The organism is Leptolyngbya sp. FACHB-321, from assembly GCF_014695975.1.
Classification (GTDB): Bacteria; Cyanobacteriota; Cyanobacteriia; order Leptolyngbyales; family Leptolyngbyaceae; genus Stenomitos.
Genome location: NZ_JACJPI010000083.1, coordinates 243,081 through 267,191, shown reverse-complemented (window position 1 = coordinate 267,191; position 24,111 = coordinate 243,081). Strand labels below are relative to the sequence as shown.

19 protein-coding genes and 1 pseudogene are annotated in these 24,111 nt (G+C 51.7%); 9 read left to right on the top strand and 11 right to left on the bottom strand.

Going from position 1 to position 24,111, the window contains the following annotated elements:
• The first annotated feature begins 16 nt into the window (after positions 1 to 16).
• From H6F76_RS26595 to H6F76_RS26585, 3 genes are all read left to right on the top strand, one after another.
• Complete coding sequence (locus H6F76_RS26595; RefSeq protein ID WP_190512810.1) at positions 17 to 1,759, top strand: hypothetical protein; 1,743 nt, start codon at positions 17 to 19, stop codon at positions 1,757 to 1,759.
• A 60-nt stretch (positions 1,760 to 1,819) separates the two neighbouring features.
• Positions 1,820 to 2,644, top strand: a complete 825-nt coding sequence (locus H6F76_RS26590) for a metallophosphoesterase (protein ID WP_190446386.1) — start codon at positions 1,820 to 1,822, stop codon at positions 2,642 to 2,644.
• A gap of 169 nt (positions 2,645 to 2,813) precedes the next feature.
• Positions 2,814 to 3,287: a response regulator gene (locus H6F76_RS26585; RefSeq protein ID WP_190512808.1), complete on the top strand. Its 474-nt coding sequence runs from the start codon at positions 2,814 to 2,816 to the stop codon at positions 3,285 to 3,287.
• A 13-nt stretch (positions 3,288 to 3,300) separates the two neighbouring features.
• On the opposite strand, the gene H6F76_RS26580 is transcribed toward H6F76_RS26585, so the two are convergent.
• Positions 3,301 to 5,376, bottom strand: coding sequence for a dynamin family protein (locus tag H6F76_RS26580; RefSeq protein WP_190512806.1), 2,076 nt, complete (start codon positions 5,374 to 5,376; stop codon positions 3,301 to 3,303).
• A 27-nt stretch (positions 5,377 to 5,403) separates the two neighbouring features.
• Between H6F76_RS26580 and H6F76_RS26575 the strand changes: the two genes are divergently transcribed.
• From H6F76_RS26575 to H6F76_RS26565, 3 genes are all read left to right on the top strand, one after another.
• The gene (locus H6F76_RS26575) at positions 5,404 to 5,619 is read left to right on the top strand and encodes a hypothetical protein (RefSeq protein ID WP_190512804.1); all 216 of its coding nucleotides are present in this window, start codon (positions 5,404 to 5,406) and stop codon (positions 5,617 to 5,619) included.
• A 58-nt stretch (positions 5,620 to 5,677) separates the two neighbouring features.
• On the top strand, positions 5,678 to 6,214 hold the full coding sequence (locus H6F76_RS26570; protein ID WP_190512802.1) for a DoxX family protein: 537 nt from the start codon (positions 5,678 to 5,680) through the stop codon (positions 6,212 to 6,214).
• A gap of 565 nt (positions 6,215 to 6,779) precedes the next feature.
• Positions 6,780 to 8,207 (top strand): phosphoglucomutase/phosphomannomutase family protein, encoded by a 1,428-nt coding sequence (locus tag H6F76_RS26565; protein WP_242036862.1) that lies wholly within the window; start codon positions 6,780 to 6,782, stop codon positions 8,205 to 8,207.
• 57 nt (positions 8,208 to 8,264) lie between these two features.
• On the opposite strand, the gene pyk is transcribed toward H6F76_RS26565, so the two are convergent.
• From pyk to H6F76_RS26545, 4 genes and pseudogenes are all read right to left on the bottom strand, one after another.
• The gene (gene pyk / locus H6F76_RS26560) at positions 8,265 to 10,046 is read right to left on the bottom strand and encodes a pyruvate kinase (protein WP_190512798.1); all 1,782 of its coding nucleotides are present in this window, start codon (positions 10,044 to 10,046) and stop codon (positions 8,265 to 8,267) included.
• A gap of 244 nt (positions 10,047 to 10,290) precedes the next feature.
• Positions 10,291 to 11,610, bottom strand: a complete 1,320-nt coding sequence (locus H6F76_RS26555) for a HEAT repeat domain-containing protein (protein ID WP_190512796.1) — start codon at positions 11,608 to 11,610, stop codon at positions 10,291 to 10,293.
• Between the two features lie 286 nt (positions 11,611 to 11,896).
• A pseudogene (gene clpP, locus H6F76_RS26550) lies at positions 11,897 to 12,514 on the bottom strand (ATP-dependent Clp endopeptidase proteolytic subunit ClpP); the annotation flags it as partial.
• An 81-nt stretch (positions 12,515 to 12,595) separates the two neighbouring features.
• Positions 12,596 to 14,722, bottom strand: coding sequence for a TonB-dependent receptor (locus tag H6F76_RS26545; protein ID WP_190512794.1), 2,127 nt, complete (start codon positions 14,720 to 14,722; stop codon positions 12,596 to 12,598).
• Between the two features lie 485 nt (positions 14,723 to 15,207).
• Here H6F76_RS26545 and H6F76_RS26540 point away from each other — a divergent pair, with 485 nt between their 5' ends.
• Positions 15,208 to 20,046, top strand: a complete 4,839-nt coding sequence (locus H6F76_RS26540; RefSeq protein ID WP_190512792.1) for a translocation/assembly module TamB — start codon at positions 15,208 to 15,210, stop codon at positions 20,044 to 20,046.
• A 145-nt stretch (positions 20,047 to 20,191) separates the two neighbouring features.
• Here H6F76_RS26540 and H6F76_RS26535 read toward each other — a convergent pair whose 3' ends face one another.
• The 4 genes from H6F76_RS26535 to H6F76_RS26520 all read right to left on the bottom strand — a co-directional run bounded on the left by H6F76_RS26535 (position 20,192) and on the right by H6F76_RS26520 (position 22,353).
• A complete protein-coding gene (locus H6F76_RS26535; protein WP_190446375.1) occupies positions 20,192 to 20,389 on the bottom strand; it encodes a hypothetical protein in 198 nt (65 codons plus the stop codon).
• Positions 20,364 to 21,656 carry a histidine--tRNA ligase gene (gene hisS / locus H6F76_RS26530; RefSeq protein WP_190512788.1) on the bottom strand — a complete coding sequence of 431 codons (1,293 nt, stop codon included), beginning with the start codon at positions 21,654 to 21,656 and terminating at the stop codon, positions 20,364 to 20,366. The genes H6F76_RS26535 and hisS overlap by 26 nt, the downstream gene beginning before the upstream one ends.
• On the bottom strand, positions 21,647 to 21,919 hold the full coding sequence (locus H6F76_RS26525; protein ID WP_190512786.1) for a hypothetical protein: 273 nt from the start codon (positions 21,917 to 21,919) through the stop codon (positions 21,647 to 21,649). Before H6F76_RS26525 ends, hisS begins: the two co-directional genes overlap by 10 nt.
• Positions 21,920 to 22,062: 143 nt before the next feature.
• Positions 22,063 to 22,353, bottom strand: coding sequence for a response regulator transcription factor (locus H6F76_RS26520; RefSeq protein WP_190446372.1), 291 nt, complete (start codon positions 22,351 to 22,353; stop codon positions 22,063 to 22,065).
• A gap of 215 nt (positions 22,354 to 22,568) precedes the next feature.
• Between H6F76_RS26520 and H6F76_RS26515 the strand changes: the two genes are divergently transcribed.
• Together H6F76_RS26515 and H6F76_RS31210 are read left to right on the top strand one after the other, a co-directional pair.
• Entirely contained in the window at positions 22,569 to 22,805 is a 237-nt protein-coding gene (locus H6F76_RS26515; protein WP_190512784.1) for a DUF6737 family protein, read from the top strand.
• Entirely contained in the window at positions 22,780 to 22,908 is a 129-nt protein-coding gene (locus H6F76_RS31210) for a hypothetical protein (protein ID WP_277881289.1), read from the top strand. Before H6F76_RS26515 ends, H6F76_RS31210 begins: the two co-directional genes overlap by 26 nt.
• A gap of 160 nt (positions 22,909 to 23,068) precedes the next feature.
• On the opposite strand, the gene H6F76_RS26510 is transcribed toward H6F76_RS31210, so the two are convergent.
• Complete coding sequence (locus tag H6F76_RS26510) at positions 23,069 to 23,605, bottom strand: hypothetical protein (protein WP_190512782.1); 537 nt, start codon at positions 23,603 to 23,605, stop codon at positions 23,069 to 23,071.
• A 255-nt stretch (positions 23,606 to 23,860) separates the two neighbouring features.
• A complete protein-coding gene (locus tag H6F76_RS26505; RefSeq protein WP_190512781.1) occupies positions 23,861 to 24,055 on the bottom strand; it encodes a hypothetical protein in 195 nt (64 codons plus the stop codon).
• Between the last annotated feature and the right edge of the window lie 56 nt (positions 24,056 to 24,111).

Here is a 24,111-nt window from a genome sequence, read left to right as displayed (position 1 = left end):
GATCTTGGTAAGACGTATGCGCTCCACCTCCATTGCCAACAACGATTCCACCGACTGGCTTGATTTAGCGATCGAGGTGCGATCGTTCGACCAGCCTGTGATCGCGCCTGTGTCGTCGCTGGAACTAGTTGCAAGCCCCGAAGCACCACTAATAGAGGCAACACGAGAACGTCCCAGCTTGTTCAATCGGCGTACCGGGGCACTGGCAGGAGCCGCGATCGCCCTGGTAGGAGGCACTACTTTGGTGCAGCTAGCCAACCAGACAGACCAATATGAAGGCAAGTTTCAGCTTTTGGTCGAGCCAGGTGCTGAAACAACGGTTCCTGCCACTCAAGCTAACGCGCAAGCCACGCGATCAACCCCTACCGTCGATTACGCAACCCAGATTCAGGTGTTGTGGAGTCCCAAGTTGCTCGCGCCAGTGGTGCAACAGCTCCAGACGCAGTATGCCGACCTCAACTACGATACGCTGGCGCAGAAGCTAGACATCACGCACCGCGACGACGACAAAACGCTAGAGATCCGTTATCAAGACCCTGACCCGCAAAAAGTGCAGGCAGTGCTCGAAAAAGTGTCGCACGCCTACCTGCAATACAGCCAGCAATGCCGCACGAACCTCTGTCGCGAACTAAAGTTTGTGGAGAAGCGGCTACCCCAGATCCAAAAACAAGTGGTGGTCGCACAGCAAAACCTTCAAAGGCTCCAGCAGCGGCATAGCATCACTGAACCGACAGCACTGGGGCAACAGTTGTCTCAGCGAAGCAATGTGCTGGTGCAACAGCGCCAAGCCTTACAAGTTCGTCTAATCGAAGCACGCACGCAGCTTGCCATTTTGCAGCAGCGATCGGGGCAATCACCTCTGTCATCAGCGGATGCAGATCTGGCAGAGCAAACGCTGACCCGAAACGATCGCTATCAGTCACTCCTCGCACAATTGCGGACGCTCGCCGATCAGCTAGCCGTCGAGCTTGCCCGTCCGCAGCCAGATAGCGCCACGCTGCAACCTCTCAAACATCGCTATCAGGTGATTTCAGCCCAGATGACCGAGGCGGCACAAGCGCCAATCGCTCGTCAACTCGCGCAGGCGATCGCAGACTTCCAAACAGGGAAAACGACTGACTATACCGCGATCGTGCAGCAGCAAAATCTGTTGGAATGGGTAGCAGCCGCAACTCAGGTGCGGGTACTGACTTTGACTGAGCAGATAATCGCACAAACCGAAGGGCACGTTCAGCAACAAATCAAACAATGGGTAGTGTTAGCCCGTCAATATGCTGAACTTAATCTGGAGTTAAAGTTTGCCACTGATAATCTAAACCTGTACACAGCTAAACGTGCTGAACTTCAGCAGTTCATTACTCCCCGAACGAACTGGCAGCTAACGAACGCGCCCACGGTTGAGCAGATTTCCTCTGGTGCTCTTTCTGACCCAGAGCAGCGCTTGAGTTTGGGGCTGTTGCTCTCGTTCATGCTGGTGATCTTGGTCATGTCGATCGCTGACCAGACCAAACAAACCAAACCGACCGGGCGACAGTTACCGGCTATTCAGCCAGAGTCGCTGCCTCAGACCTTCTATCAAACAGCCTCCTATCAAACAGTCTCCTACCAAACAGCTGTCATCAATCAAGCTGCGGCCCTTTTCATGCCTGCCGTAACGGCTCTAACGGAACGAACAGCCCAACACCAGCGCACAGCCCTGTTTCTCTTGACGGCTGCCGTCCGTCTTGAGACGGTAAAACGGACGAAACTCACTGTCTAAGCCAACTGCCACGCTACTTTAAACAACTGCTAGCCTGAAGGTACTCTGCTAAATGAGCGTATGCATAGACTCTTGACAGGTCCCCTGACAGTCGAACGGTTGCAGTTGCCGATCGCCGACTTACCTACTTCGCTCAAAGGCGTGACGCTGACACAGTTCTCAGATTTTCACTTCGACGGGATTCGGCTCTCTGAAAAACTGCTTGAGGCGGCGATCGAAGCCAGCAATACACTGGAACCGGATCTGGTTGTCCTCACAGGCGATTTTGTCACCGCTGATCCTGCTGCTATTCATAACTTGGTGCCCTGGTTAAAAGCGCTGCAAAGCCGAGCAGGCATCTATGCCGTGTTGGGCAATCACGATATTTGCTATCGCCGCTCACGACCGGAAGTGACAAAAGCACTTACTAGCATTGGCATTCAGGTTTTGTGGAATGAGGTTGCTTACCCCCTTGGGCCCGAACTGGCGATCGTAGGGTTGGCTGATTTTTGGTCGCCATCCTTTAATCCTCTGCCCGTGCTGAAGGCGATCGATCCCAGCATTCCACGCATTGTCCTGTCGCACAATCCCGATACGGCTGTCCCGTTACAACAGTGGCGTGTAGATCTGCAACTTTCTGGGCATACCCACGGTGGTCAAGTCGTGCTTCCTGGCGTCGGCAATGTGTCGCAGCTTATTTCAACAACCTATTGCAAACTACCCAAACAAGCCAGACGCTTTGTACCCTGGATGAAAGAATGCGCTCGAGTTTCTAAACACTGGGAATGGGCACAGGGATTGCACAATGTAGGCAACAATCGTCTCTATGTCAATCGCGGTCTTGGTACTTACCTGCCAGGTCGCCTCTTTTGCCCACCCGAAGTAACCGCTATCACACTACTTTGATAGCTGGGTGGCGATCATCAGGTTGAGAGCAACGCTCATCTTAAGAGAATCTAACGATTTAGCTGCCTGAAGCGGAAATACATCCCTAGTTAGACCTCGACGGTTGGCACTACCGAGTAGAACTGTATACATAAGCAAAACAGCATTTGTATAATCAGGTTCCCTTCGTATGTCTTCGCAAGTCTATCGTCTCCTTGCCGTTGATGACGTTCCAGATAATTTATTTCTACTGCAAACAATTTTAGAAATGGAAGGGTTTGTAGTCGATGTGGCAACTAGCGGTAGTATTGCACTACGTAAGATTAAAGCTGCACCACCCGACTTAATCTTGCTGGATGTCATGATGCCTGGAATGAATGGCTATGAGGTAACACAACAGATCCGTCAGGATGACACCCTTCCGTCCATCCCGATTTTGTTAATCTCTGCACATGATGAAGCCAGCGCAATACGCGGCATTGAGCTAGGGGCAAATGACTTCATCTGCAAGCCAATCGACTTCAACGAGTTGCTTACCAGAGTCCGTACCTACTTGCGCCTGACCCACAGCGTGGAGCCTGGTAAGGTTGAGCTAGCTCCTGTTGAGCCTAATAACGCTGTACAACCGACCAGGCAAGTTTCGCACCTGGGGCAGACTCAGTAGTAGTTTGTCTCTCTTAATGAAGCAATAGCGCTTGATACTCTGCCTCTAAACCCTGGCATTCGGTAGACACAGTGCTTTTCACACTGTTTAGGCGAGATAGTTCCAGTTCGCGATCGATCTCCCGCGATTCCTTTTGCTTCAAAAGATTATCGAGTTCAGCCTTACGCGCCTGAATGTCGTCGTTGATCCGCTTGATGACTTCGCGTTCGTATGCATCAAAACACTCTTGTACAGCGCTATAAATCGGTTGCCATTGCGCTTGCACGACTTGAGGCAACTGCTTCACCAGTTCAGTTTTGATGGCTTTAGTAAACTGTTTACGGGCATGATCGGCTTGCAGTGCGCCAACACCGAGACCAATGAGCACAAAGCCGATTGGACCCAGCATGGCACCAAAGACAGCAGACGCCACGATCGACACGCCTGCCGTTGTAAAGAAGTTTAGTAAGATACTTTTGAAGTCAAACCCAGATGCCGCCAGTGCCGCACCCGCGAAGTTACCTGCTGCCAGCGAGAACAAACCCATTGCCCATTTTGCCCAGCCAGGGCTATCGTCATCGGGCGTAGACCCAAGGCGGGTCTCAATTTTCTGCCCCGTCAGCTTCTCTGTAATTTGATCCGTCACTTCTACGTAAGACGAACCATAACGGGCAGCACTTGTAGACAATTGGGCAAACGCTTCGTTTAACTCTTTTTCGGCAGTCAGCGTCCAGGCAAAGAATTTGTCGTTGACATACTGCTGAAAGCCCTGTTGCGCGGTAGCGGTGAACTGCTCTCGCTTGCTTTCGTTAAAGAAATCTAGAAACTGAAGCTCGGTTGGCTGATAGCGCTGAAAGTCTTGCTCAAAGGTATTTTCCAGATTTAGAACGTAGGTTTTGAAGGAATCAGCGATCGCTCGTGCCTTCCGATCTCTCATTGTCCGAATCTCGTCTCGAAATTCATCCCGAATGCCGCTCAATTGACCAAACTGCGGCTCGACTGAGGCAATCCGCTGCTTGAGTGCCTCTACATCTTGATCCAGTAGGGGAATGCGCCGCGCGATCGCCTCCTGCACTCGCGCAAATGCCTGACGAGCCAGCGTGCGCGCCTGACGGAATTCGGCGATCGCCCGCTCCTGCGTCAAAAACGTGTTCAGTGACCCCATAAATTCAGCAAAGCCTGTGCCTTCGAGTGAAGCAGCAGGATTTTTGATCCGTCGCCGCAGTGCTTGAATGGCGGAGACTTCAAACACCCGTTCTTCGTAAAGATCAGCACCATCCACCTGGCAATAGTCAATCAGATTGGCGTGAAACACCTTTCGCAGCTTTGTTTCTGCCTCTGCCATTTCGTCTGCATCATCCGGATCAATTAGCCCTTCTCTGACCTGATCCCAAGCGTTGATTAAGAAGAAAACGGATAGCCCTCGATCTTTAATGTAGTTTTCTAGATAGCGCCGTTCTGCCAGCGTACAGGGTTGCGATGCCCGCAAAACAAACAGAATAGCGTGGCAGTTGTTGATGTAGCCCAACGAAAGCTCATTCCGTGCTTCGGTATCGTTTAAGCCGGGGCTATCTACAATTTCTACTCCCTTCTCCAGAAGTGGCAGCGGATACTCTACAACCGCATGGCTGACATCAGGAAACGCTTGCTGTTGCTTTTGTTCCAGTTCTTTTGCTTCTTCTGGGGCGATCGTATACCGTTGCTTGAAGCTCTTGAAGTCGATCGGCTCTGGCGGCTTACCATCGTTAAAATGCACCGTCACCGTCTTCTCAGCACCGTACTTGAGAATCGTCAAGAGTGCCGTGCAGGGATTCACATCGCTAGGCAGCAAGTTCTCACCAATCAGGGCGTTCAAAAACGTGCTTTTGCCCCGCTTCATATCCCCTAACACCAGCAACCGAAAGGCACCCTGCCGCAGATTTTTGCTGGCGATCACCAGATCCTCAATCTCCCGCTCTAGCCCCAGCTTGCCCGATGCCTTCTCGCTAGCAGATTCAGCTTGGGTAAGTGTTTCAGCAACATTATTAAGGTGCTCTGAGATCTGTCGTCGTGCTCTAACTACGCGATCGAGGTCGTTGAGAAAGCCATCTGTTTCAATTTTGTAACTCATGGTGGGTGACGGTGAGAGAGGGTATGGATGGGGATAAGGGAAGACACAGGCAGGGGGATCTCGATTTATAGCGTTTATAGCGCGGAAAAAGAGAATCGGTATGCCACTACTCTCAGCATCCCTAGAGAAGCAACCCGTCAAGCCTTATTTAAGGTAGAGCAGCGATCATCAGCAGCACCAGATTATGAGAATCATCTACGCGAATACATTCAACCATTAGCAAAACTTAACGAAATGCGTTAGCTTTATTAACATATGTATCGTAAATTCATCCATTCGTCATTATCACAAAAATCAAATCATGCCTAAAAACTCGCTTCTAGCCGCTGTTTTCAAGCCCAATGTGAACGTTAATCTGCTTTCGCAAACGTCCTTTGCACTGCTTCGCGTGGTAGTCGGCATGATGATCGTTCATAACGGATTAGACAAACTCTCTAATATTGAGAGCTTTTCTCAAGCGTATGTCCAGGTTATTGGCTTGCCGTTCCCCCTTTTCTTTAGCTACGTCGCTGCCTTAACTGAACTCATTGGCGCACCGTTATTAGCACTTGGCTTACTCACTCGTCCGGCGGCACTGGGTCTGTTTTCAACCATGTGTGTGGCAATGTATCACCACATCCTGGTCGCTGGTTTTAGCATTCCGTACCTGGAACTATCAGCCGTTTACGCAGCTTGCTTCCTTTTCTTTGCCATTAATGGTGGGGGCTTGTTTTCTACCGATGCACTGTTGGCAAACTGGTTGGATGCCAGTGCGCTGTCTGCTCAGGCAAAGCGGGTGATGAATCTGGAGAAGGCGTACGAAGCAACCAGTATTGTGGAGCCGAAGGTTAACGCTTAAGAATAAGCGAACCGAATTAACCGTCTGCTCTGGATAGCAGCAGTAAGCCCTGGGGGAAACTTCAGGGCTTTGTTTTGCGTACTTGTTTTGCGTACTTGTTTTGCGCACACAGCTACCTGGCAATCGCCCCAGTATCCATGCAACAAGTGCTGGCTGTCACTTTTCCATCTAGATCGTCCTTAATTCCGCTTCATAAAGGGGAAGCCGCAGGTAGGGGAAGTTTGATTCGCAGCGTGCAAAAAGGGAATTTATACAATGCAACTGTTACGAGTGTCAAGCGCAGCGACAAAAGACAGTCGGCAGCAAACCGGAAAAAATAGCAAGTCTTAACTCAGAGTTTAGGTTTAGCCCTGTCGCTTGAAGGTTTGGTAAACCTATGTTAGAACGGAATCCCGACAACCCAAGCTGAAAACCTATGCTAGCGGTGATTATGGCGATCGTACGACTCGTCTAAAAAGAGGGTTAGGGTAGCTGAAGGGGCTATTCTACGCATACACTCAAATGGCAAGAATCACAACGAACATGAGGCTGTCTGTCCATGAATCACCCTTCTCCAACGTCGGTTATGTCAAATCCGATCAAGTTTGGTACTGATGGCTGGCGGGGGTTAATTGCCGCAGACTTCACCTTCGATCGCCTGACGCTAGTAGCACCATTAGCGGCTCATGTCTTGGCGAACGTCTATGGCAGCACAACTGCCAAGCGGTTAGTGATTGTGGGCTACGATCGGCGCTTCCTGTCCGAAGACTTTGCGCTGGCAACGGCTGAAGCAGTGAGAGCGGCTGGCTTTGATGTGCTGCTGTCAGATGGTTACGCGCCCACACCTGCCTTTAGCTGGGCTGCGAAAGAACACAATGCCTTGGGCGCACTGGTCATCACTGCAAGCCATAATCCTGGCAGCTATTCTGGCTTAAAAATTAAGGGTGCGTTTGGCGGCTCTGTCCCGCCTGCGGTAACGCAGCAAGTAGAAGCGCTACTGGCGGAAGGCAAAACGGTTCAGGGCACACCGGGTAAGCTACAGACCTTCAATCCTTGGGAAGGCTACTGCAAGGGGCTGGAAACAAAGGTAGATATTGCAGCCATTCGGCAAGCCATTCAGCAGGGCAAGCTGACCGTTTTTGCGGATGTGATGCACGGAGCGGCGGCAGGTGGTCTGGAACAACTGCTCAAAACACCGATTCGAGAATTACATAGCGATCGCGACCCGTTGTTTGGTGGCGGCGCACCTGAACCGTTACCGCGTTATCTAACCAGCTTTTTTGAGCATATTCGCGCCTATCGGCAGGAAAATCCGGCTGGCTTGGCAGTGGGGCTAGTGTTTGACGGTGATAGCGATCGCATTGCAGCTGTCGATGGACAGGCAACCTTTCTCAGTTCACAAATCCTCATCCCAGTTTTGATTGAGCATTTGGTTGCTCGTCGTAACTTCAGCGGTGAACTGGTAAAGACCATCAGTGGCTCTGACCTGATGCCCAAAGTAGCAGCACTCTACAACTTGCCGGTCTTTGAAACGCCCGTTGGCTATAAATACATTGCCGATCGCATGTTGGAAAGCCAGGTGCTGCTGGGTGGCGAAGAATCAGGCGGTATCGGCTACGGTAACCACATCCCCGAGCGCGATGCCCTGTTATCAGCGCTGTATGTGCTGGAGGCGATCGTCCACTCTGGGTTAGACCTGAGCGACCTCTACCGCAAGCTACAAGAACGAACGGGCTTTTTCTCTAGCTACGATCGCATTGACCTGCCCCTTGCCAGTATGGATGTACGGGCAAAGCTGCTGAACCAGCTCCAAACCCAGCCACCAACTGAAATCGCCGGGCATCGCGTCATTGATTGCCTTTCTGTTGATGGCTACAAATTTCGCCTCGACGACCAAAGCTGGCTATTGATCCGCTTTAGCGGCACAGAACCAGTTTTACGGCTCTATTGCGAAGCGGCGACCTTAGAGCAAGTGCACAAAACCCTTGCTTGGGCAAAAGATTGGGCAAATTAGCACAGTAACTTAAAGGCGGCACGAAGTACCGCCTTTTGTCCCTCAGCCCTCAGCCCTCTAAACAGGTAGCGCTGGCTCAACCTGATTGGGAATTGCCGCGCCCGAATAGACCAACCCTCGCTGTAGATCGAGGGTGACAATTTCGCCATCGCGGATGGCTGAGGTCGCATTCTTCACGCCGACGATCGCAGGTACACCTAAGCGCAGCCCAATCACAGCCGCATGGCTGGAGAGGCTACCGTCTTCAGTGATAATGCCAGCCGCTTTGCGAATGGTATCAATCAATTCAGCGCCCGTATGTTGTGCCACTAGAATTTCGCCCGGATTAAAGTGGCTCATATCCGTGCTGCTGTGGATTATCCTTGCTCTACCGCTAATCATGCCCTGACCAATACCCACACCCTTACCACGCACGGCGGTAACCATTTCCACCTTAATCAGGTCGGTGGAGCCAGAAACACCCTGCAAGGTGCCAGCAGTCATGACAACGAGATCGCCTTCACACAGAAGATTTTTCTCTTGAGCCACATTCAGCGCAGCTTGAAACGTCTGTCCCGTTGAGGGCAAATCCAGGACAAGTAGTGGCTTGACACCCCAAACAAGCTGAAGCTGCCGCGCGACATCGACGTGAGGCGTAATCGCTAAAATGGGTTTAGCGGAGCGAAACTTAGAGACATTGCGGGCAGTGGCTCCTGTTTTTGTGAGGGTCATAATCGCCGCTGCATCTAACTGGTCGGCAATTTGACTTACCGCATGGCTGATTGCATTGGGAATCGATCGTCCACTGTCCTCGATCGCCTTCTTCCATTTTTCCTGCTCGATTCGCACCGCAATACGTGCCATGGTTGCCACCGCCTCAACGGGATGTTTACCCACAGCAGTTTCGTTCGAGAGCATCACCGCATCCGTACCGTCCAAAATGGCATTCGCCACGTCAGAAATTTCAGCACGAGTGGGGCGGGGGCTATGTACCATGCTGTCTAGCATCTGAGTCGCGGTGATGACTGGGATGCCCATACGATTTGCCGTCAAGATCAGCCGCTTTTGCAGCACGGGTACGTCTTCTGCAGGGAGTTCTACGCCCAGATCACCCCGTGCCACCATCACGCCATCGCTAATAGAGAGGATCGACTCCATCTCTTGAATCGCTTCATGTTTTTCAATTTTGACGATCACAGGCACATTTTTGCCCGCACTGGCGATCAGTTCTTTGATTTCCAGCACATCCTGCGGGTTTCGCACAAAGCTGAGGGCAACCCAATCAACGCCCTGGTCAAGCCCGAAGGTCAGGTCTTTGCGGTCTTTATCCGTCAGTGCCTTAATGGAGAGATAAACGCCCGGAAAGTTGACCCCTTTGTTGTTAGAAAGGGCACCACCAACGACCGTGATGCAGTGAAGTTCGCGTGTGGCGCGATCGACTTTCTCAACAAACATTTCCACCTTGCCGTCATCCAGCAAAATGACCGAACCCTCTGGCACTTCGTCTGCTAGCGGTTCGTAAGTAATCGAACTAATAGTCTGAGTGCCTTCTAGAAGCTTGCTGGTAAGGGTGAAGCGATCGCCCTTGTTAAGAATAATCGACCCATCTTTGAACCGTCCCAGTCGAATTTTTGGTCCCTGCAAATCTTGCAAGATGCCGACTGGTTGGTTCAACTCAAACGAGGTTTGGCGAATGAGACGAATGCTGCGTTGGTGATCCTCATGCGTTCCGTGGGAGAAGTTGAGGCGTAGAGTTGTTGCACCTGCCTCGATCAGCTCGCGCAGAACCTCTGGACTGCTAGTTGCTGGACCAATGGTGGCAACAATCTTGGTTCGGCGATGGGTATTGGAAAGCGGCATTTATCTTCATCTTGAGGAGTAAGAAGGGTGCCAGGGGCAAACTGGCACGGGCGGAATCAGTCAATGTATCTGACTAGCGTCAGTTTGCCGCATTCTACAGTGTCCGTGCAAGTATCTGGGCAAAAAGGCGCTGTTAAAGGATTGCTGATGAGTCGTTAGTTTTAAGCCTAGTAACTGGTGAGCGTCTGTAACAGGCACTTCCACACAAAAAAGCCACGCCCTTTCACTCCTTTACTCTTCCTGGCTACCACTCTCGTAACGCGATCGCCACACCCTGTCTCAGCGGCTCCGGCAAGTCACTATGTGCCAACTGTTCTAGCCGCTGACGGGCAGTTTGAGCATCGAGAGCTTTAAGAGCCGCAATAGCATGGAGCCGTACACCCATCGCTTCATCTGCCAGAAGCTGCATCAGAGTTTCGAGCGCGTCTGGTTGCTCTAATTGACCGAGACCAAGCGCGATCGCTTGTCTGAGCGTAGGCTGATCCACTACAAGCGGGGTGGCAAGGGTAGCCATTAACAGTTGAGCTGCCTGGGGCTTGGTTTCGGCGACTTCCCACTGCCCAACAGCAGTAATGAGCGCCTGACAGAGCGGTTGGGCTGCTGGCTCCTGCAACAGAGGCAGTGCTTGTCGAAGATAATCTAGGGCGATCGCGCTGCCAATCCGGGTGAGTGCCCAAACAACCTCGATTTGCAAGGGTAGTGGCGTTTGCGGAGACTTGAGCACAGCGAAAAGCGCCTCTGCGGCAGCATCGGTGCCCAGCCGTCCCAGCGCGATCGCCGCTTGCTGGCAAACTGCCGCATTGGTATCCCGCAGGCGTGGCGACAGTAGCGTGACTAACGCCAGTGGTAGAGTCAGATCGTGGCGAAAACCTAACGCTTCAACCGCAACCTGTCTGACTGTTGCATTCTCGTCATGAAGCGCGTTTACCAGCACGGGCGGCACACGAGAATCATGAAAACTGCCCAGGGCTTCGATCGTGATCGCTCGGACTGCCGGATTAGGATCACGCACCACTGTCAGCAGGGGAGCAATTGTTTCCGAGCGACGAATGTGTGCCAGCGACCGCACTGCAAAGAGGCGTGTATCGTCGATCGCCAGGAGGTTTGTTAGGGCAGCGATCGCTGTCGTACCCAAATTTGCCAGCGACTCGGCTGCCATACTGCTGAGTTCTTCACTGTCAGTCGTTTGCAGCAAATCCATTAATGCCCTGATGACATCAGGGTGGCTATAGCCACTAAGGATCCGGGCAGCGAACCAGCGTGCCTCCAGATCAGCCGTATCGTCCTGAAGTAGGGTGATGAGCGGTGCGATCGCGCGATCGCCAAAGATCGGAAGCAGTTTGGCAATCTCCCAACGGTCTTGAAAGTCGCCCGCCTCAAGAGCGGCGATCGCCAGTTCCAGCAGCACCACCATCTCAGCCGCTGTGGGCAGCAACGGGTTGTGATCGACAGTTGCAGGCACATGAGCGGGAGCCTTGCTCAACAACTGCTGTAAACAATGCGTCAGTAACGACCAGTTTTCCTGGCGAAACGCTTCCTGAGCTTGCTCTAGCACGTTTGACATTCGTTCAAGTTTACAAAGTTGCCCCATTCTGACACAGCGCTGTCACTCAGCACACTGATCGTGCCGCTAATTCACTGAAGAAGCACAGCCCATCTATTCTCTAGGTAAAAAGTAAGGAGCTGAAAAGACTCAAAAGCCCCTCTTTTTTGGAAGAAGGGCTGGAATGCGGGTTTTAGTTGTACATCGTATGACTAAAGGCAAAATCAAACATGGCAACCCAAAATGGTAGACCTTTTAATTTCGCACTTTGCACAGTTCTAAAGCTAATAGCTAACCGCTGGACGCTTTAGTTCTCAGTCACTGGATGAGTTGCGGAGGGGCGACGGTCGATCACCTGATCAACCAAACCGTAATCTCTTGCTTCTTCGGCAGACATAAAGAAGTCGCGCTCGGTATCTTCTTGAATACGCTCGATCGACTGCCCGGTATGCTCTGCCAGCATTTCGTTCAAACGCTGCTTGTGATACAGGATTTCTTTTGCCTGGATTTCAATGTCGGTTGCCTGACCTTGCGCGCCACCCAACGGCTGGTGAATCATGATGCGAGAGTGGGGTAGGCTCATCCGCTTGCCTTTCGTACCTGCACTGAGCAAGAACGCGCCCATGCTAGCAGCCAACCCAACGCAAATGGTCGAGACATCTGGACGAATGTGCCGCAGCGTATCGTAAATGCCCATCCCCGCTGAAACCGAGCCACCAGGGGAGTTGATATAGACATAGATATCTTTCTCTGGATCTTCAGCATCCAGAAAGAGCAACTGAGCCACAATCAAATTTGCCAGGTCGGCATCAATCTGCTGCCCTAGAAACACAATCCGCTCCCGCAGCAGCCGCGAGTAGATGTCAAAGGCACGTTCGCCTCGACCAGATTGCTCAATGACGGTAGGAATCATGGTGCTTGCTCTCGATTCGTTTTCCTCATTCTACCGATTTGAGGGAGGAAGAGGTGAGGGGAGAGGGTTTCTCACAGGAGCAGAGAGAGCGGGCTAAAAAGCGGCAGATAAACCGACGCGAAAGGTCAAACCCGGTTGGTAGATACGGTTCACTCGTTCGTAGCTGACATCAGCTAAGTTTTCGAGATAAACCAGAAAGGCAACATTTTGGACGATCGGAATTCGCGCATTCAAATCCAGGTTGAGCCACGAAGACGAAAAACTACGCGTGTCTACGCCTGTCTCGGCAAATAAAGCACGTCGAGAACCACTATTGTAGTTGGCATAGAAATTCAGTTGCCACCCGTTCCAGTCGTAGCCAATGCCAATTTGAGCGACTGAGAAGGGAATGGTACTTAGCTGCAAGCCCTGCTCCACACCTGATTCAGTCCGAGCATCGGTGTAAGTGTAGTTGAACAGTGCCGAAAGTTGCGGCGTTAGTTTCCAGCGCACACCTGCCTCAAACCCATTCGTATTGACCAGACCAATGTTTTGCCAGCGTCCAGCCACGACGCTAAGGCGATTCTCCAAACGGTTGCCAAAGTAGGTGAGTTGGGCAGAGAGACTGGACGTTACCTTAAAGTCAATCCCTGCTGTCCACGCGGAACCTGTCTCTGGTTCCAAGTCTGGGTTTGGCAACCAGTTGTGAACGGTATCAAAGAGATACAACTGGTCTAAGCCTGGGTTACGACGCACTGAGACCCAACTGCCTCGCAAAGCAATGTCTGAGGTGATGTCCCACCTTGTACCAACGCTAGGGTTAGTTGAACTGTCGTACTCGGTGTTGAAGTTCTGGCGTAGACCTAGTTCAAGCTGCACATTAGCAAGGATTTTGAAGGTGTTGAGAACGAACAGGGCTGTATTGGTACGATCGCGCTTCTCTGCCGCGTTGAAGCGAGTCAGGCTCGGCACAGTACTGAGCGTTTCGCCCTCAAAAAACTCACTGCGTAAATCAAGCCCGTAGCGCAGGTTGTAGAAGGTTAGAATTTGCCAATTGTGCTCAACTCTTGCGGTCAAGCCCTGAGATTCTAAGGCACCTCGACGGAAAAAGACGCTTTGCGTCGGACCAAAGGTGTTGAAGTTGTCCCGGTTGTAGCCAATGGTTGCAGTCAGAATCGAATCATCACTACCGCCAATCAGGGCATTCCATGACAACCCGATATTTAAGCCGTCATGCTCCAAGCGATCGCGCTGGAGCGGAAACCCAAAGTACAAAAGCCCTTTACGACTAGTGTTCGCGTAAGCATCCAGCCTCAAAGTATGGCGGGAATCAACTCGGTAGGTTAACCGACCAAAGTAGTTGTCAAACTTGGTATCCCCGTTAAACAACCGTCCATCGGGTCCACGGTTTGCTGCCCCTCTGGGCACTAGGTAATCATTATCAGCCTGAAAGCGCTCATAGCCAATGGCATAGCTCAATGCATTCAGGGTGCCTGCAACACCCGCGCGATAATTCTGCTGCCCATAGGAACCACCCTGCGCCAGCGCACTGAACTTAATGGGTGCAATTTCTTCTTTAGTGAGAATATTGACTACGCCACCAAACGCTTCAGAACCATAGAGTGTAGACGCTGTGCCGCTGGAGAGTTCAATGCGATCGATGCCACCCGTCAGAAATGTATTTAGGTCAGTAGCACCGTGGTAAGTATTGACATTGCTACCGATCGGTCTACCATTCAACAAAAACGTATTCTGGTTAGTCGTTGTGCCCCGGTAATAAAAGCCGGTATGAATGTCTGCGCCAAACCCAGCGTCATTGATGGCAAATCCGGGTAGACTCTGCAACACCTCTGTAACGCTGGTTGCCCCCTGTTTGTCAATTTCCTCACCAGTGATGGTGTAAATAGGAGCAGTGTTAGCAGGTACTTTTTTACCCTCAACTACAATCTCTTCTTCCGCTTCATCTTCTTCTGCTTCATTGTCAGAGGGTGTCTGCTCATCCAGTTGTAATGACTGGCTAATGGCAGTTGAAACGGTTGGTTTTGCCAACAGCCATACAGCACGGGTTAAAGGGCGATCGAACTCTTTCAATCGCAGAATCGTTTGCGGCTTGTTCACAGTCTGTCTTGAGCCCGTGCGTTCTTCATTGGCAGCAACGGGCATTGCAACCGCTTGAGCGCTTGTGCCCAACAGAATGCTTCCGTGCAGGAACACGGTGGGTAATAGTAAGCGTCGTTTCATATGTTAAGTTGACTCACTCCTCACACACCCTGCCCCAACAAACAGGCATGGTGCAAAACCTCAAATAATCGCTCTTATTGTTGGAACAGCATTCACCTTGATGTCAAAAGACACGTTGTCAAACTCATCCAGGTACGTGCTCGAACGATCGCACGCATAGAACGCACAACTAGTTATATCGGCTCGGCATAAGTCTTGATTGCCAAAACTCAACCCTGTACGGAGAAATCGGTATTTTGACCCTAGAATTCGGATGTTGCAGTTCATAACTTGATACCTCGTGTTCAGAACTCAGTGTTTCAACTTCAGAACTCAGACTTTCAAGCTCAAAACTTAGTGCTTCAAGTGCAAGGTTCGAAAATTCATCTGTGAAACTTCCGACTTCCGACCCTCTGCAAAATTCTTAAATTAAAAGTTTTCAGAGAATGGGAGATTCGCAGGCGTAGGCAGTATATTGGCTCCAGTAGTTACCTCACCCCTCGCAAATGACGAATTTGCCAAGTCCGGGGAGCGATCCCGGCTCTAATTCCAACAGACGCTCACGGTCACGTTTGCTGAGGCGAATTGGTTTGCCGCTGGGCGTTGCGTTGCTGGCAGGAGTGGCGGGAGGAGCCTGGTATGGCTGGTTTTTTGTCAACGAGAGGTTGGCTCCGTTAATTGAGGCGAATCTGAGTCAGTCACTAAGGCGTCCCGTGCAGTTGGGTGGGGTGGAACGAGTTTCGCTGACCAGTTTGCGCTTTGGTCGATCGTCGGTGCCACCCACGGCAACTGATCCCGATCGCGTCACGATTGAAGCCGTTGATGTCGCGTTCAACCCTATTCAACTGCTGCTTACCCGCAATCTCAATCTGGATATTACGCTCGATAAACCAAACCTTTATCTAGAGCAGGCACGAGATGGCAGTTGGATCGCGGTGCAAATCTCGGACGAGGAGCGCCAGGGACCTGTCAAAACTGAGTTTCAAGCCATTCGCTTTAAGGATGCTAGAGCAACGCTGGTGCCAATTGCTAAGGCTGGCGGCGGTAAAGCAGCACCCATAAACCTTTCGCAACTTAACGGCAGCGCTAATTTCTTTGACCAAAATCAACGCATTGCCTATGAACTTGCAGGGCAATCGAACACCGGTGGCAGCCTAAAGCTCAACGGCGAAACGCTACGATCGCCATCACGAACTAATTTGCAGGTGCAGGGGCAGAATTTTGCCCTGGCTGAAATCGATCGCCTGGTCAAGTTTCCTGTTAACCTTCCAGCCGGTCGCGCCAATGGCAACGTCAGTGTAGAGTTTCGTCCCAACCAAAAACAGCCGTATGTGATGGGCACGGCAACGTTTACAGGCACCACGCTGGCTATTCCCAAAGTCCCTTATACCTTTACCCAGGCAAAGGGTACGCTGCAACTTGTAGGGAGGTTGCTGACCTTAGAGAATACTACGGCATTCTTTGGCAAGGGCAAGATTCCTCTACTGGCAAACGGTACGCTGGACTTTGACAAAGGCTTTAATCTCGCGGCGAAAGTAAAGCCAATCAGTCTGGCTCGCTTGGTACAGACCTTTCAGTTGAAGCTGCCCGTACCAGTATCAGGCGAAGTACTGGCAGACCTGAAAGTAACGGGAAAAACTCAGCAGCCGGTGATTACAGGGGTAGCACGCAATACCAAACCGGGCAGGGTTGATCGTATTGACCTAAGCAAATATAGTGCCCAGTTTCAGCTAAGTACGGCAACGTTGGCACTGGCGATCCCAGACATTCAAGCATCACCCGCAGCGGGTGGACAGGTTACAGGGGCAGGACGGGTTAGCCTCAGAGATCCAGTGCAACTGGCATTCAGCCTTCAGGCAAGAGATGTACCCGCTGAACCAATCGCTAGCGCTTACAGCAACGGCAGGGCACTACCGATCGCGATTGGTCGAGTTAGCGCTCAGGCAGTAGTGACAGGCACCACTGCAAATCCTCGTACCGCTATTCGCTGGCAGGCTCCCGAAGCAGAATATGCTGGCACTGGCGAAATCATTATTGCTAACGGCATCACCACGCTCCAGAATACGAACCTGGCGATCGCAGGCAGTAGCGTGAGCGCCCAGGCGCGGGCACAAGGAGGACGCTGGCAGGCGTTGGTGGCAGGTTCTCAGATTCAGCTCAATCGCTTTTCTCAAGACTTGCGCGGGTTCTTTAGTGGGGCGATCGCGCTCTCTGGTTCGCTGTCAGATTTTAGCCCAGCCAGCGTACGCGCTCAGGGGCAGGGACGTTTATCGCAGGGCATTTCGGTCATTGCGGCACCGATCGACGCTCAGTTTGGATGGGATGGACAAAAAGTGCTTTTGCAGAGAGCAACGGCTCCAGGGTTTAGCGCCAACGGTGCCATTTTTGCACGGTTAACGGGCAGACCAGCAGTCACCGGACTGGATCTGAACGTTCGCACCAGCAACTACAGCTTGCAGGCGATCGCGCTTCCCGTTCCTCGCAACATCGATTACTCTGGGCGCGTAGACTTTGCAGGGCGGCTAGTTGGTAGCCCTGCCAGCCCCAACATTAACGGAGGCTTAACGCTACGCCAGTTTGTCTTAAATGGCACCGCCTTTGAATCGCCACTGCGGGGCAGTTTGCGGGTGGCGCAAGGTGTGAACTTAAACCTGACCGGGCAGCGTGACCGCATTGCACTCACGCTTGGTTCTGACTACCAGATTGTTGCCTTTGACATCAAGCGCGATCAAGCCATTGCAACAGGCAGAACTCAGGGCGATTTACTGCTGGTGGACGCGAAAAACTTTCCGCTTTCGTTCCTCAACACGTCTGCTACAGCCGTCTTTTTCCCTTTAGGGGGTGAGCTAAACGGCACTGTAGCGCTGAGTCGGAGCCGACTACGAACCGGAGATCTCAGCCAGTTGAACGCTAATGGGCAGCTGACAATTACTAATCCGGCGATCGGCACCTACCGGGCAAGCCAATTTGGTGGGCGGATTAGCCTGAACAATGGTGTCGCGACGTTAAGCGGAGCCGAATTGCGACGCGGGCAAAGCATCTTTCAGTTGGATGCCAGTGCCAACATTGCTAGTGCCAATCCGCAGTTCAAGACGAAGTTAACAGTCGCGCAAGGGCAACTTCAGGATGTGCTGGAATTGCTTCAGCTCTTCGATTTATCTGACCTTGCACGGGGCGCAGACTCGCCTGCTTATGGTACGGCTGCTGACCTCCAGACTGTACCAGTTGAACTATCCCGTACCGCTCTGCTCAATCGAATCCGCCGCATCGCTGAAATTCAGACGCTGCAAGCACAAGCACAAGCGACCCGTGAGGCATCACCCTTACCAGAACTTAGTGAGCTGAAAGGGGCATTTAGCGGCGAAGTCACAGCCACAGGTTCGTTACGGACTGGCATCAATGCCCAGTTCAACCTAAGTGGACAAGACTGGCAGTGGGGCAGTGACCTGTCAGCGAAACAGGTTGTGGCAAGCGGCACGTTCGAGAATGGTGTCCTGACGCTGCTGCCCTTACGTTTTCAATCAGATGACTCACTAGTTGCGTTTTCGGGGCAAGTAGGCGGCGCAACGCAGTCGGGGCAGTTCCGCATGGAAAATATTCCGGTCGATCGCGTAACGGAGTTACTTAACCTGCCGCTAGATGTGCAAGGCAACCTGAATGCCACTGCAACGATTTCGGGTAGCCAAAGTAATCCGCAGGTGATTGGACTCCTAAGTTTAGCTAACGGTGTACTTAATGGGACTGATGTTCAGGAGGCACAGGGTAACTTTGGCTATAGCAATGCTCGTCTCAACTTTGGCAGTCGTCTGTTGATTAGCGGCACCGAGCCAGTCACACTCACGGGTAGCGTGCCTCAAAAGCTACCCTTTGCCTCTGTGGAACCGGATAACGACCAGATTCAACTCAGCATCAATGTGAAAGACGAAGGGCTGGCGTTGCTCAACTTGCTGAATAATCAAGTTGCTTGGGTTGATGGCGCTGGGCAAGTCAATGTAGAAGTGCAGGGCACGCTTCAGCAGCCGATCGCCACTGGTACTGCCAGCTTTGAAAAAGCGACGCTACAAGCACGAGCACTCCCCGAACCGCTGACAAATGTAACGGGTACCATTCGCTTTGACCGCGATCGCCTGCGGGTAGATAAAGTAACGGGGCAGTTCACGCGGGGCGAGGTCACTGCGGCTGGCGTGCTGCCGATTTTTGCCACTCTGTCGCCGAACGATCCCGATCAGCAAACGCCTCTCAACGTCTCTCTCGATCAGGTTTCTCTAAATTTGAAAGGGTTATATCAGGGCGGCGTTGGTGGTGATGTTCAAGTCACAGGCACTGCGCTGAGTCCTGTCATTGGTGGCACGATTCAACTGTCAAATGGGCAGGTACTTTTGGCGAGTTCGGAGGGCACTGAAGCTACCAATAATGATGGCGCGACTACTAACGGGAATGCCACCAGCGGGAATGCTACTAGCAGAAATGCTGCGTCAGGTGATAACGCGACTGTCATTGCGTTTAACAACTTGCTGATTTCGTTGGGCGATCGCGTCCGGGTTGTAAGTGCCCCCCTACTAAGTTTCGTCGCGACTGGAGATCTCACGATCAACGGCACATTGGACGAGCTAAAACCAAAGGGGCTGATTAGTCTTCGATCGGGTCAAGTTAATCTCTTCACAACTCAGTTCACGCTGGCGCGTGGCTACCCCCAAACTGCTGAGTTTGTCGAGAATCAGGGGCTTGATCCCAACCTGAATGTGCGTCTTATTACATCTGTGGCAGAGGTGACCAGTAGCCGCCTGCCCACATCAACGCTGTCGTCCGAAATCAACGACTCAACGATTACAGCCTCTGCCTACGGCTCCTTGCAAACGGTGCGGGTTCAGGCACAGGTAGAGGGTCCCGCTAGCCGCCTGTCAGACAATCTTACGCTCACCAGCAGTCCCGCTCGTAGTGAAACTGAGATTGTGTCCCTGCTGGGTGCTGGCTTCGTGAATACTTTAGGGCGAGGCGACACGGCTCTGGGGATCGCTAACCTGGCTGGGTCTGCTCTGTTGAGCAATATTCAGGGTGTAATTGGCAATGCGCTGGGACTTAGCGAATTTCGGCTCTTTCCTACTGTGACTCGCCCCGATCGAGCACGTGGTTCAAGCCGTGGTACGTCCGCTCTTGGTCTAGGTGCCGAAGCCGCGATCGACATTACCCCCAGTTTCTCCCTCTCTGCCTTGAAAGTTCTTACGTCTAACGAACCCACCCAGTTTGGCATCCGCTACCGTCTCAACGATCAAATCTTGTTGCGCGGTTCTAGCGATTTCTCTGGTGATAGTCGTGCTTTGGTGGAATACGAAGCGCGTTTTTGAGCCTAGAAGAGTCTGAGCCGAAAGAGACTGAGATCGCGCTTGATACCCTTATTGACGCACTAGCTTGAGAGACCCCTCAATCCCCTTTACAAAGTGGGAAGCCGTAGGCAGGGGATCTTAACAGCGTGGAGAAAGGAAGCTGGTCTTAATCATCGGGAAATTGCCAGCAGGCAATATGCTCCACGCGATCGCTCCCGCAGGAACAGGATTCGTTAGTCGAAGCAATCCATTCACGATCGCACTGCCGACAGTGACAGAGAATATTGTTTTTGTTAGCTTCGTCGATGCCCTGCTGCCATGCGAGCAGTTCAGCTGGACTAAACTGTGGTGGTGGATCGGTCATTGCGGCTACGGGCAATTTGCTCATGGAGTGTGTCGGCAAGCGCTGGTAGATCAGCCTGAGCGATTGCCTGTTGCTCTCCGGTTGCCAGCCACTTAAGCTGCACCGTCTGATTGGCGGCTTCGGCATCGCCCAAGATAAAGCAAGCCGCTGCACCACTGCGATCGGCACGCTTAAACTGTTTACCAAAGGCACTGCTGCTGAGATCAAGCTCCGTGACGAAGCCTGCATGACGCAGCGTTTGCGCCAGCTTCAAAGCCTGTGCCTCAGCCGCCTCGCCTCTGGAAACGATGTAAAAATCGATCGCGGTTGGTTGGCTCGGTGCAAGCTGCTGCAAAAGCCCAATCAGTCGTTCCAGCCCGATCGCCCAGCCGATCGCGAGCGTTTCGGGACCGCCCAATTCAGCGATTAAGCCGTCATAGCGTCCACCACCACCAACAGTGCCAAACTGCTTAGACTGAAACTCAAACGCGGTGTGGCTGTAGTAATCTAGCCCTCGTACTAGCTTCGGATTCAGCGTGTAGCCAATGCCCAAATTGGTCAAGAGCTGCTGCACTTTTGCGAACCGCTCCTGAGACGCAACGCTAAGGCTGTGACCCAACAGCGGAGCCCCTTGCAGGATTGTCTGCGTTTTAGCATCTTTGCTATCCAGAATTCGCAGCGGATTGCGCGTGAGACGATCTTGAGAATCTGGATCAAGATCCGCTTTGTAAGGCATCAGGTAATCCACCAGCAAACTGCGGTACTGGATGCGATCGTCGCGAGTGCCGAGCGAATTTAGCTCTAGCTGTAGATCATTGAGTCCAACCGCTTGCAGCAGATCGACCGCGATCGCAATGACTTCGGCATCCGCCCGGACATCACCGCTACCCAGCAACTCCACACCCAACTGATGAAACTGTCGCTGTCGTCCTGTCCCCGGACGCTCATAACGAAACATCGGACCTATATACCAGAGACGCTGTACGCCTCCTTGCGCGTGCAAGCCATGCTCGATAAACGCACGCACAACGCCAGCCGTGCCTTCAGGACGAAGGGTCAGCGATCGGTCGCCCTTGTCCTGAAAGGTATACATCTCCTTGCCCACAACATCGGTTGCTTCACCAATGCCGCGCTCAAACAGATCGGTCTGCTCAAAAATAGGGGTGCGAATCTCCTCAAACGCTGCTTGATGCAAAATTGTTCGAGCCGCTGCCTCGACCTGTTGCCAGTAGGCAATCTCACTCGGCAGAATATCTCGCGTGCCCCGTTGCGCTTGAATTAAACCCATGTGTTGTCTAAATTGACTGCTTCCCAAGCACCATAGCGATCGCTATAGTACGCCAAAATTCGTTTCACCTGCTCAGAATCGATCGAGTCTGCATCCGCAATGCTTTGAATCCGCAGACTATCAATCTGACTCAGGCGATAGTCAAACTGCTGCGACTGCTGCGGTAGCAGGTCTACGGTAATGCCATCCACCTGGCAAAGATGGGCAGCCACTTCACGATAGACAGCCAGCGGCAGCCCTGGGCAACGAAGGCGATCGTCCAATCCATCTCTCCCAATGATTCAAAACTAAGCTTTACTAGCACTGCCTACGAGCATAAGCACTAACGCTGCACGATCGACCAAAGAGAGAAGCGTTTACCTTCATCCCTAATCTCTCGTCTTAGCAGGTCAGCTAAAGCATGCGATCACGACACAGCTTCATTACCAAGCTTAGGCAAATTGGCGTTTGGCAACGCGCAGCAATTAACCTCATCAATACAGACCTTACCCCACTGCAACGCCCACCGCACTAACGCCACACGGTTGTCAGTTTCGGTTTTCGTCAGGATGTTGCTGATGTGGTTATCGACGGTACGTTTGCTAATTTCTAGCTTTTCGGCAATTTCCTGGTTGGTTAAGCCAGAGGCAACCAGTTCAATCACCTGGAGTTCGCGGTCTGAAAGAGGACCTTGCACTTGAGATTCGCCAGCAGCCATAGCTTTCCCGTCTGTGTATATCTACTTACCACCCACCATTTTAGGGTAAGTTAGCAAAAATACTCATGACGGAAGGGGAAAGGCAAAAGGCAAAGGGTAGAAGGCAAAGGGCAAAAGGTAGAAGGCAGAAACGCAATTCAAAACTTAAAACTCAGAACTTCCTCCTCTCCATCACGCACTACGATAAATGTGACCTTTCTAAAAAATCGATCACCATGTCTAAAGCAGGCAGTGTCTGGGCGTACAAACCGTGGTGGTGCCAACCCTGGTCAATTTTGTTAACGGGTGCGGTGTTGATTGGTGGCAGCTGGGGCTTGATGCACACGATCTGGTTGACCGTGCTGGTAGCAGTGCCAGTGGTGGTCTGGATGGTCTTTTTTCTATTGATTTATCCTCGCTTGATGCAGGAGAGTGGCGCACTACCGGATGCAACGCCGCCACAAGGTGAATAGCGATCGCTCCTCCAGTCACAAGAACTGCGATCGCTCTACTTTTTGGGGCGATCACATGACGATGAGAGACGATTTCACAGGGGTTTTTATGACGATTCGTTGATGCGTTACGCTAGCGCTAACACATCCTACAAGATCGGCGATCGCGCTAAGCAACACAACGGCAGAGTTGAGCCGATGCAGTATTCTTCAACTCTAACCGATAAACTCTCTTCATTCGGCTCCAACGTAGTGTTGGGATGCATGTAGTATGTTCAGGATATTTAGGAGATGCCGTGAAGCTTGAGCATCTTAAGAATCTCTTTCCTTTTATTTTCAGCACAACCTTGATCCAAAACCAACTCTTTGAGAACGGAAATGTATCGCGGTCTGCACAGGATTACGTCCTCATCCTGATCCATTAGCCAAGCCTCTTCATCATATGCCCAAGCTCTCACCTCATCGATTGTTGGATTTAGATTATTTGGTTTTCTTTCAAATTCACCTTGCCATCTTCGGGTTAATTCACCTTTACCTATCAACACTGAACCTTCATACAGGTAGAACTGGCATCCGACTTCTAAAGCAGGGTCTAGAACACGATCGAGAAATACAACCTGAACTAAACCGCTATGCCCTGGTTCAATTTCTGGTGATCCTCCAATAGGCTCAACAGCACTTGAAACCGAATCTTTGGAGACTCGAAAATGTAGGGTGTAAAGAAGTGAACCAATTTTGAGCGGTACTTTTCTGCCACTCTCTTGGGTTGGGTCAAGTTGAATAAGCGCTTCTGCAAACTCAGCCAATTCATCAGACCTCACTGACAACCTTGCAATTTAGTAAAATATCAACTTTAACAGGCAACTTTCAAACCACTGTCTTAACAGATACGAGAAGCAGCCCAACAATTTATCGTACAGAGTTTAGCTGTTTATCTCCCGGTTTTAGGTGAATTAACAGCAGCCTTGCTGTATATCTGCTCAAGAGCAATCGCCCGATCTTGTAGGATGCGTTAGCGATAGCGTAACGCATCAATAAATCTTCATTAAACCCTGTTGCCTTGCCTATTTAATACATCAGCCCCAGTGCGATCGCACAAAGCAGAAGTTACAAGCTGTTGATGCCAAAGAACACAAACTCGGTTTGCTGATGACGATCATGGCAATGTCCTTAGGGTCACCGATGCGCTGAACAACACTACCGACATACTTAAGTAACACCGACTTCCCGACTGGGTTTAACATGGGGAGAGCCGCAGTCATGTCTGGCATAGACTATGGCTGATCCATTGAAGAAACGCTGTAATAGGCGTAAATAGACCTGGCAA

Excerpts from the sequence above, each read along its gene's own strand:
- H6F76_RS26570 (WP_190512802.1), top strand. The coding sequence starts at position 5,678 with ATGCCTAAAAACTCGCTTCTAGCCGCTGTTTTCAAGCCCAATGTGAAC.
- H6F76_RS26540 (WP_190512792.1), top strand. The coding sequence starts at position 15,208 with ATGACGAATTTGCCAAGTCCGGGGAGCGATCCCGGCTCTAATTCCAAC.
- H6F76_RS26595 (WP_190512810.1), top strand. The coding sequence starts at position 17 with ATGCGCTCCACCTCCATTGCCAACAACGATTCCACCGACTGGCTTGAT.
- H6F76_RS31210 (WP_277881289.1), top strand. The coding sequence starts at position 22,780 with ATGCAACGCCGCCACAAGGTGAATAGCGATCGCTCCTCCAGTCACAAG.
- H6F76_RS26520 (WP_190446372.1), bottom strand. The coding sequence starts at position 22,353 with ATGGCTGCTGGCGAATCTCAAGTGCAAGGTCCTCTTTCAGACCGCGAA.
- H6F76_RS26585 (WP_190512808.1), top strand. The coding sequence starts at position 2,814 with ATGTCTTCGCAAGTCTATCGTCTCCTTGCCGTTGATGACGTTCCAGAT.
- H6F76_RS26515 (WP_190512784.1), top strand. The coding sequence starts at position 22,569 with ATGTCTAAAGCAGGCAGTGTCTGGGCGTACAAACCGTGGTGGTGCCAA.
- pyk (WP_190512798.1), bottom strand. The coding sequence starts at position 10,046 with ATGCCGCTTTCCAATACCCATCGCCGAACCAAGATTGTTGCCACCATT.
- H6F76_RS26590 (WP_190446386.1), top strand. The coding sequence starts at position 1,820 with ATGCATAGACTCTTGACAGGTCCCCTGACAGTCGAACGGTTGCAGTTG.
- H6F76_RS26580 (WP_190512806.1), bottom strand. The coding sequence starts at position 5,376 with ATGAGTTACAAAATTGAAACAGATGGCTTTCTCAACGACCTCGATCGC.
- H6F76_RS26505 (WP_190512781.1), bottom strand. The coding sequence starts at position 24,055 with ATGCCAGACATGACTGCGGCTCTCCCCATGTTAAACCCAGTCGGGAAG.
- H6F76_RS26565 (WP_242036862.1), top strand. The coding sequence starts at position 6,780 with ATGTCAAATCCGATCAAGTTTGGTACTGATGGCTGGCGGGGGTTAATT.
- hisS (WP_190512788.1), bottom strand. The coding sequence starts at position 21,656 with ATGGGTTTAATTCAAGCGCAACGGGGCACGCGAGATATTCTGCCGAGT.
- H6F76_RS26575 (WP_190512804.1), top strand. The coding sequence starts at position 5,404 with ATGGGGATAAGGGAAGACACAGGCAGGGGGATCTCGATTTATAGCGTT.
- H6F76_RS26545 (WP_190512794.1), bottom strand. The coding sequence starts at position 14,722 with ATGAAACGACGCTTACTATTACCCACCGTGTTCCTGCACGGAAGCATT.
- H6F76_RS26535 (WP_190446375.1), bottom strand. The coding sequence starts at position 20,389 with ATGACCGATCCACCACCACAGTTTAGTCCAGCTGAACTGCTCGCATGG.
- H6F76_RS26555 (WP_190512796.1), bottom strand. The coding sequence starts at position 11,610 with ATGTCAAACGTGCTAGAGCAAGCTCAGGAAGCGTTTCGCCAGGAAAAC.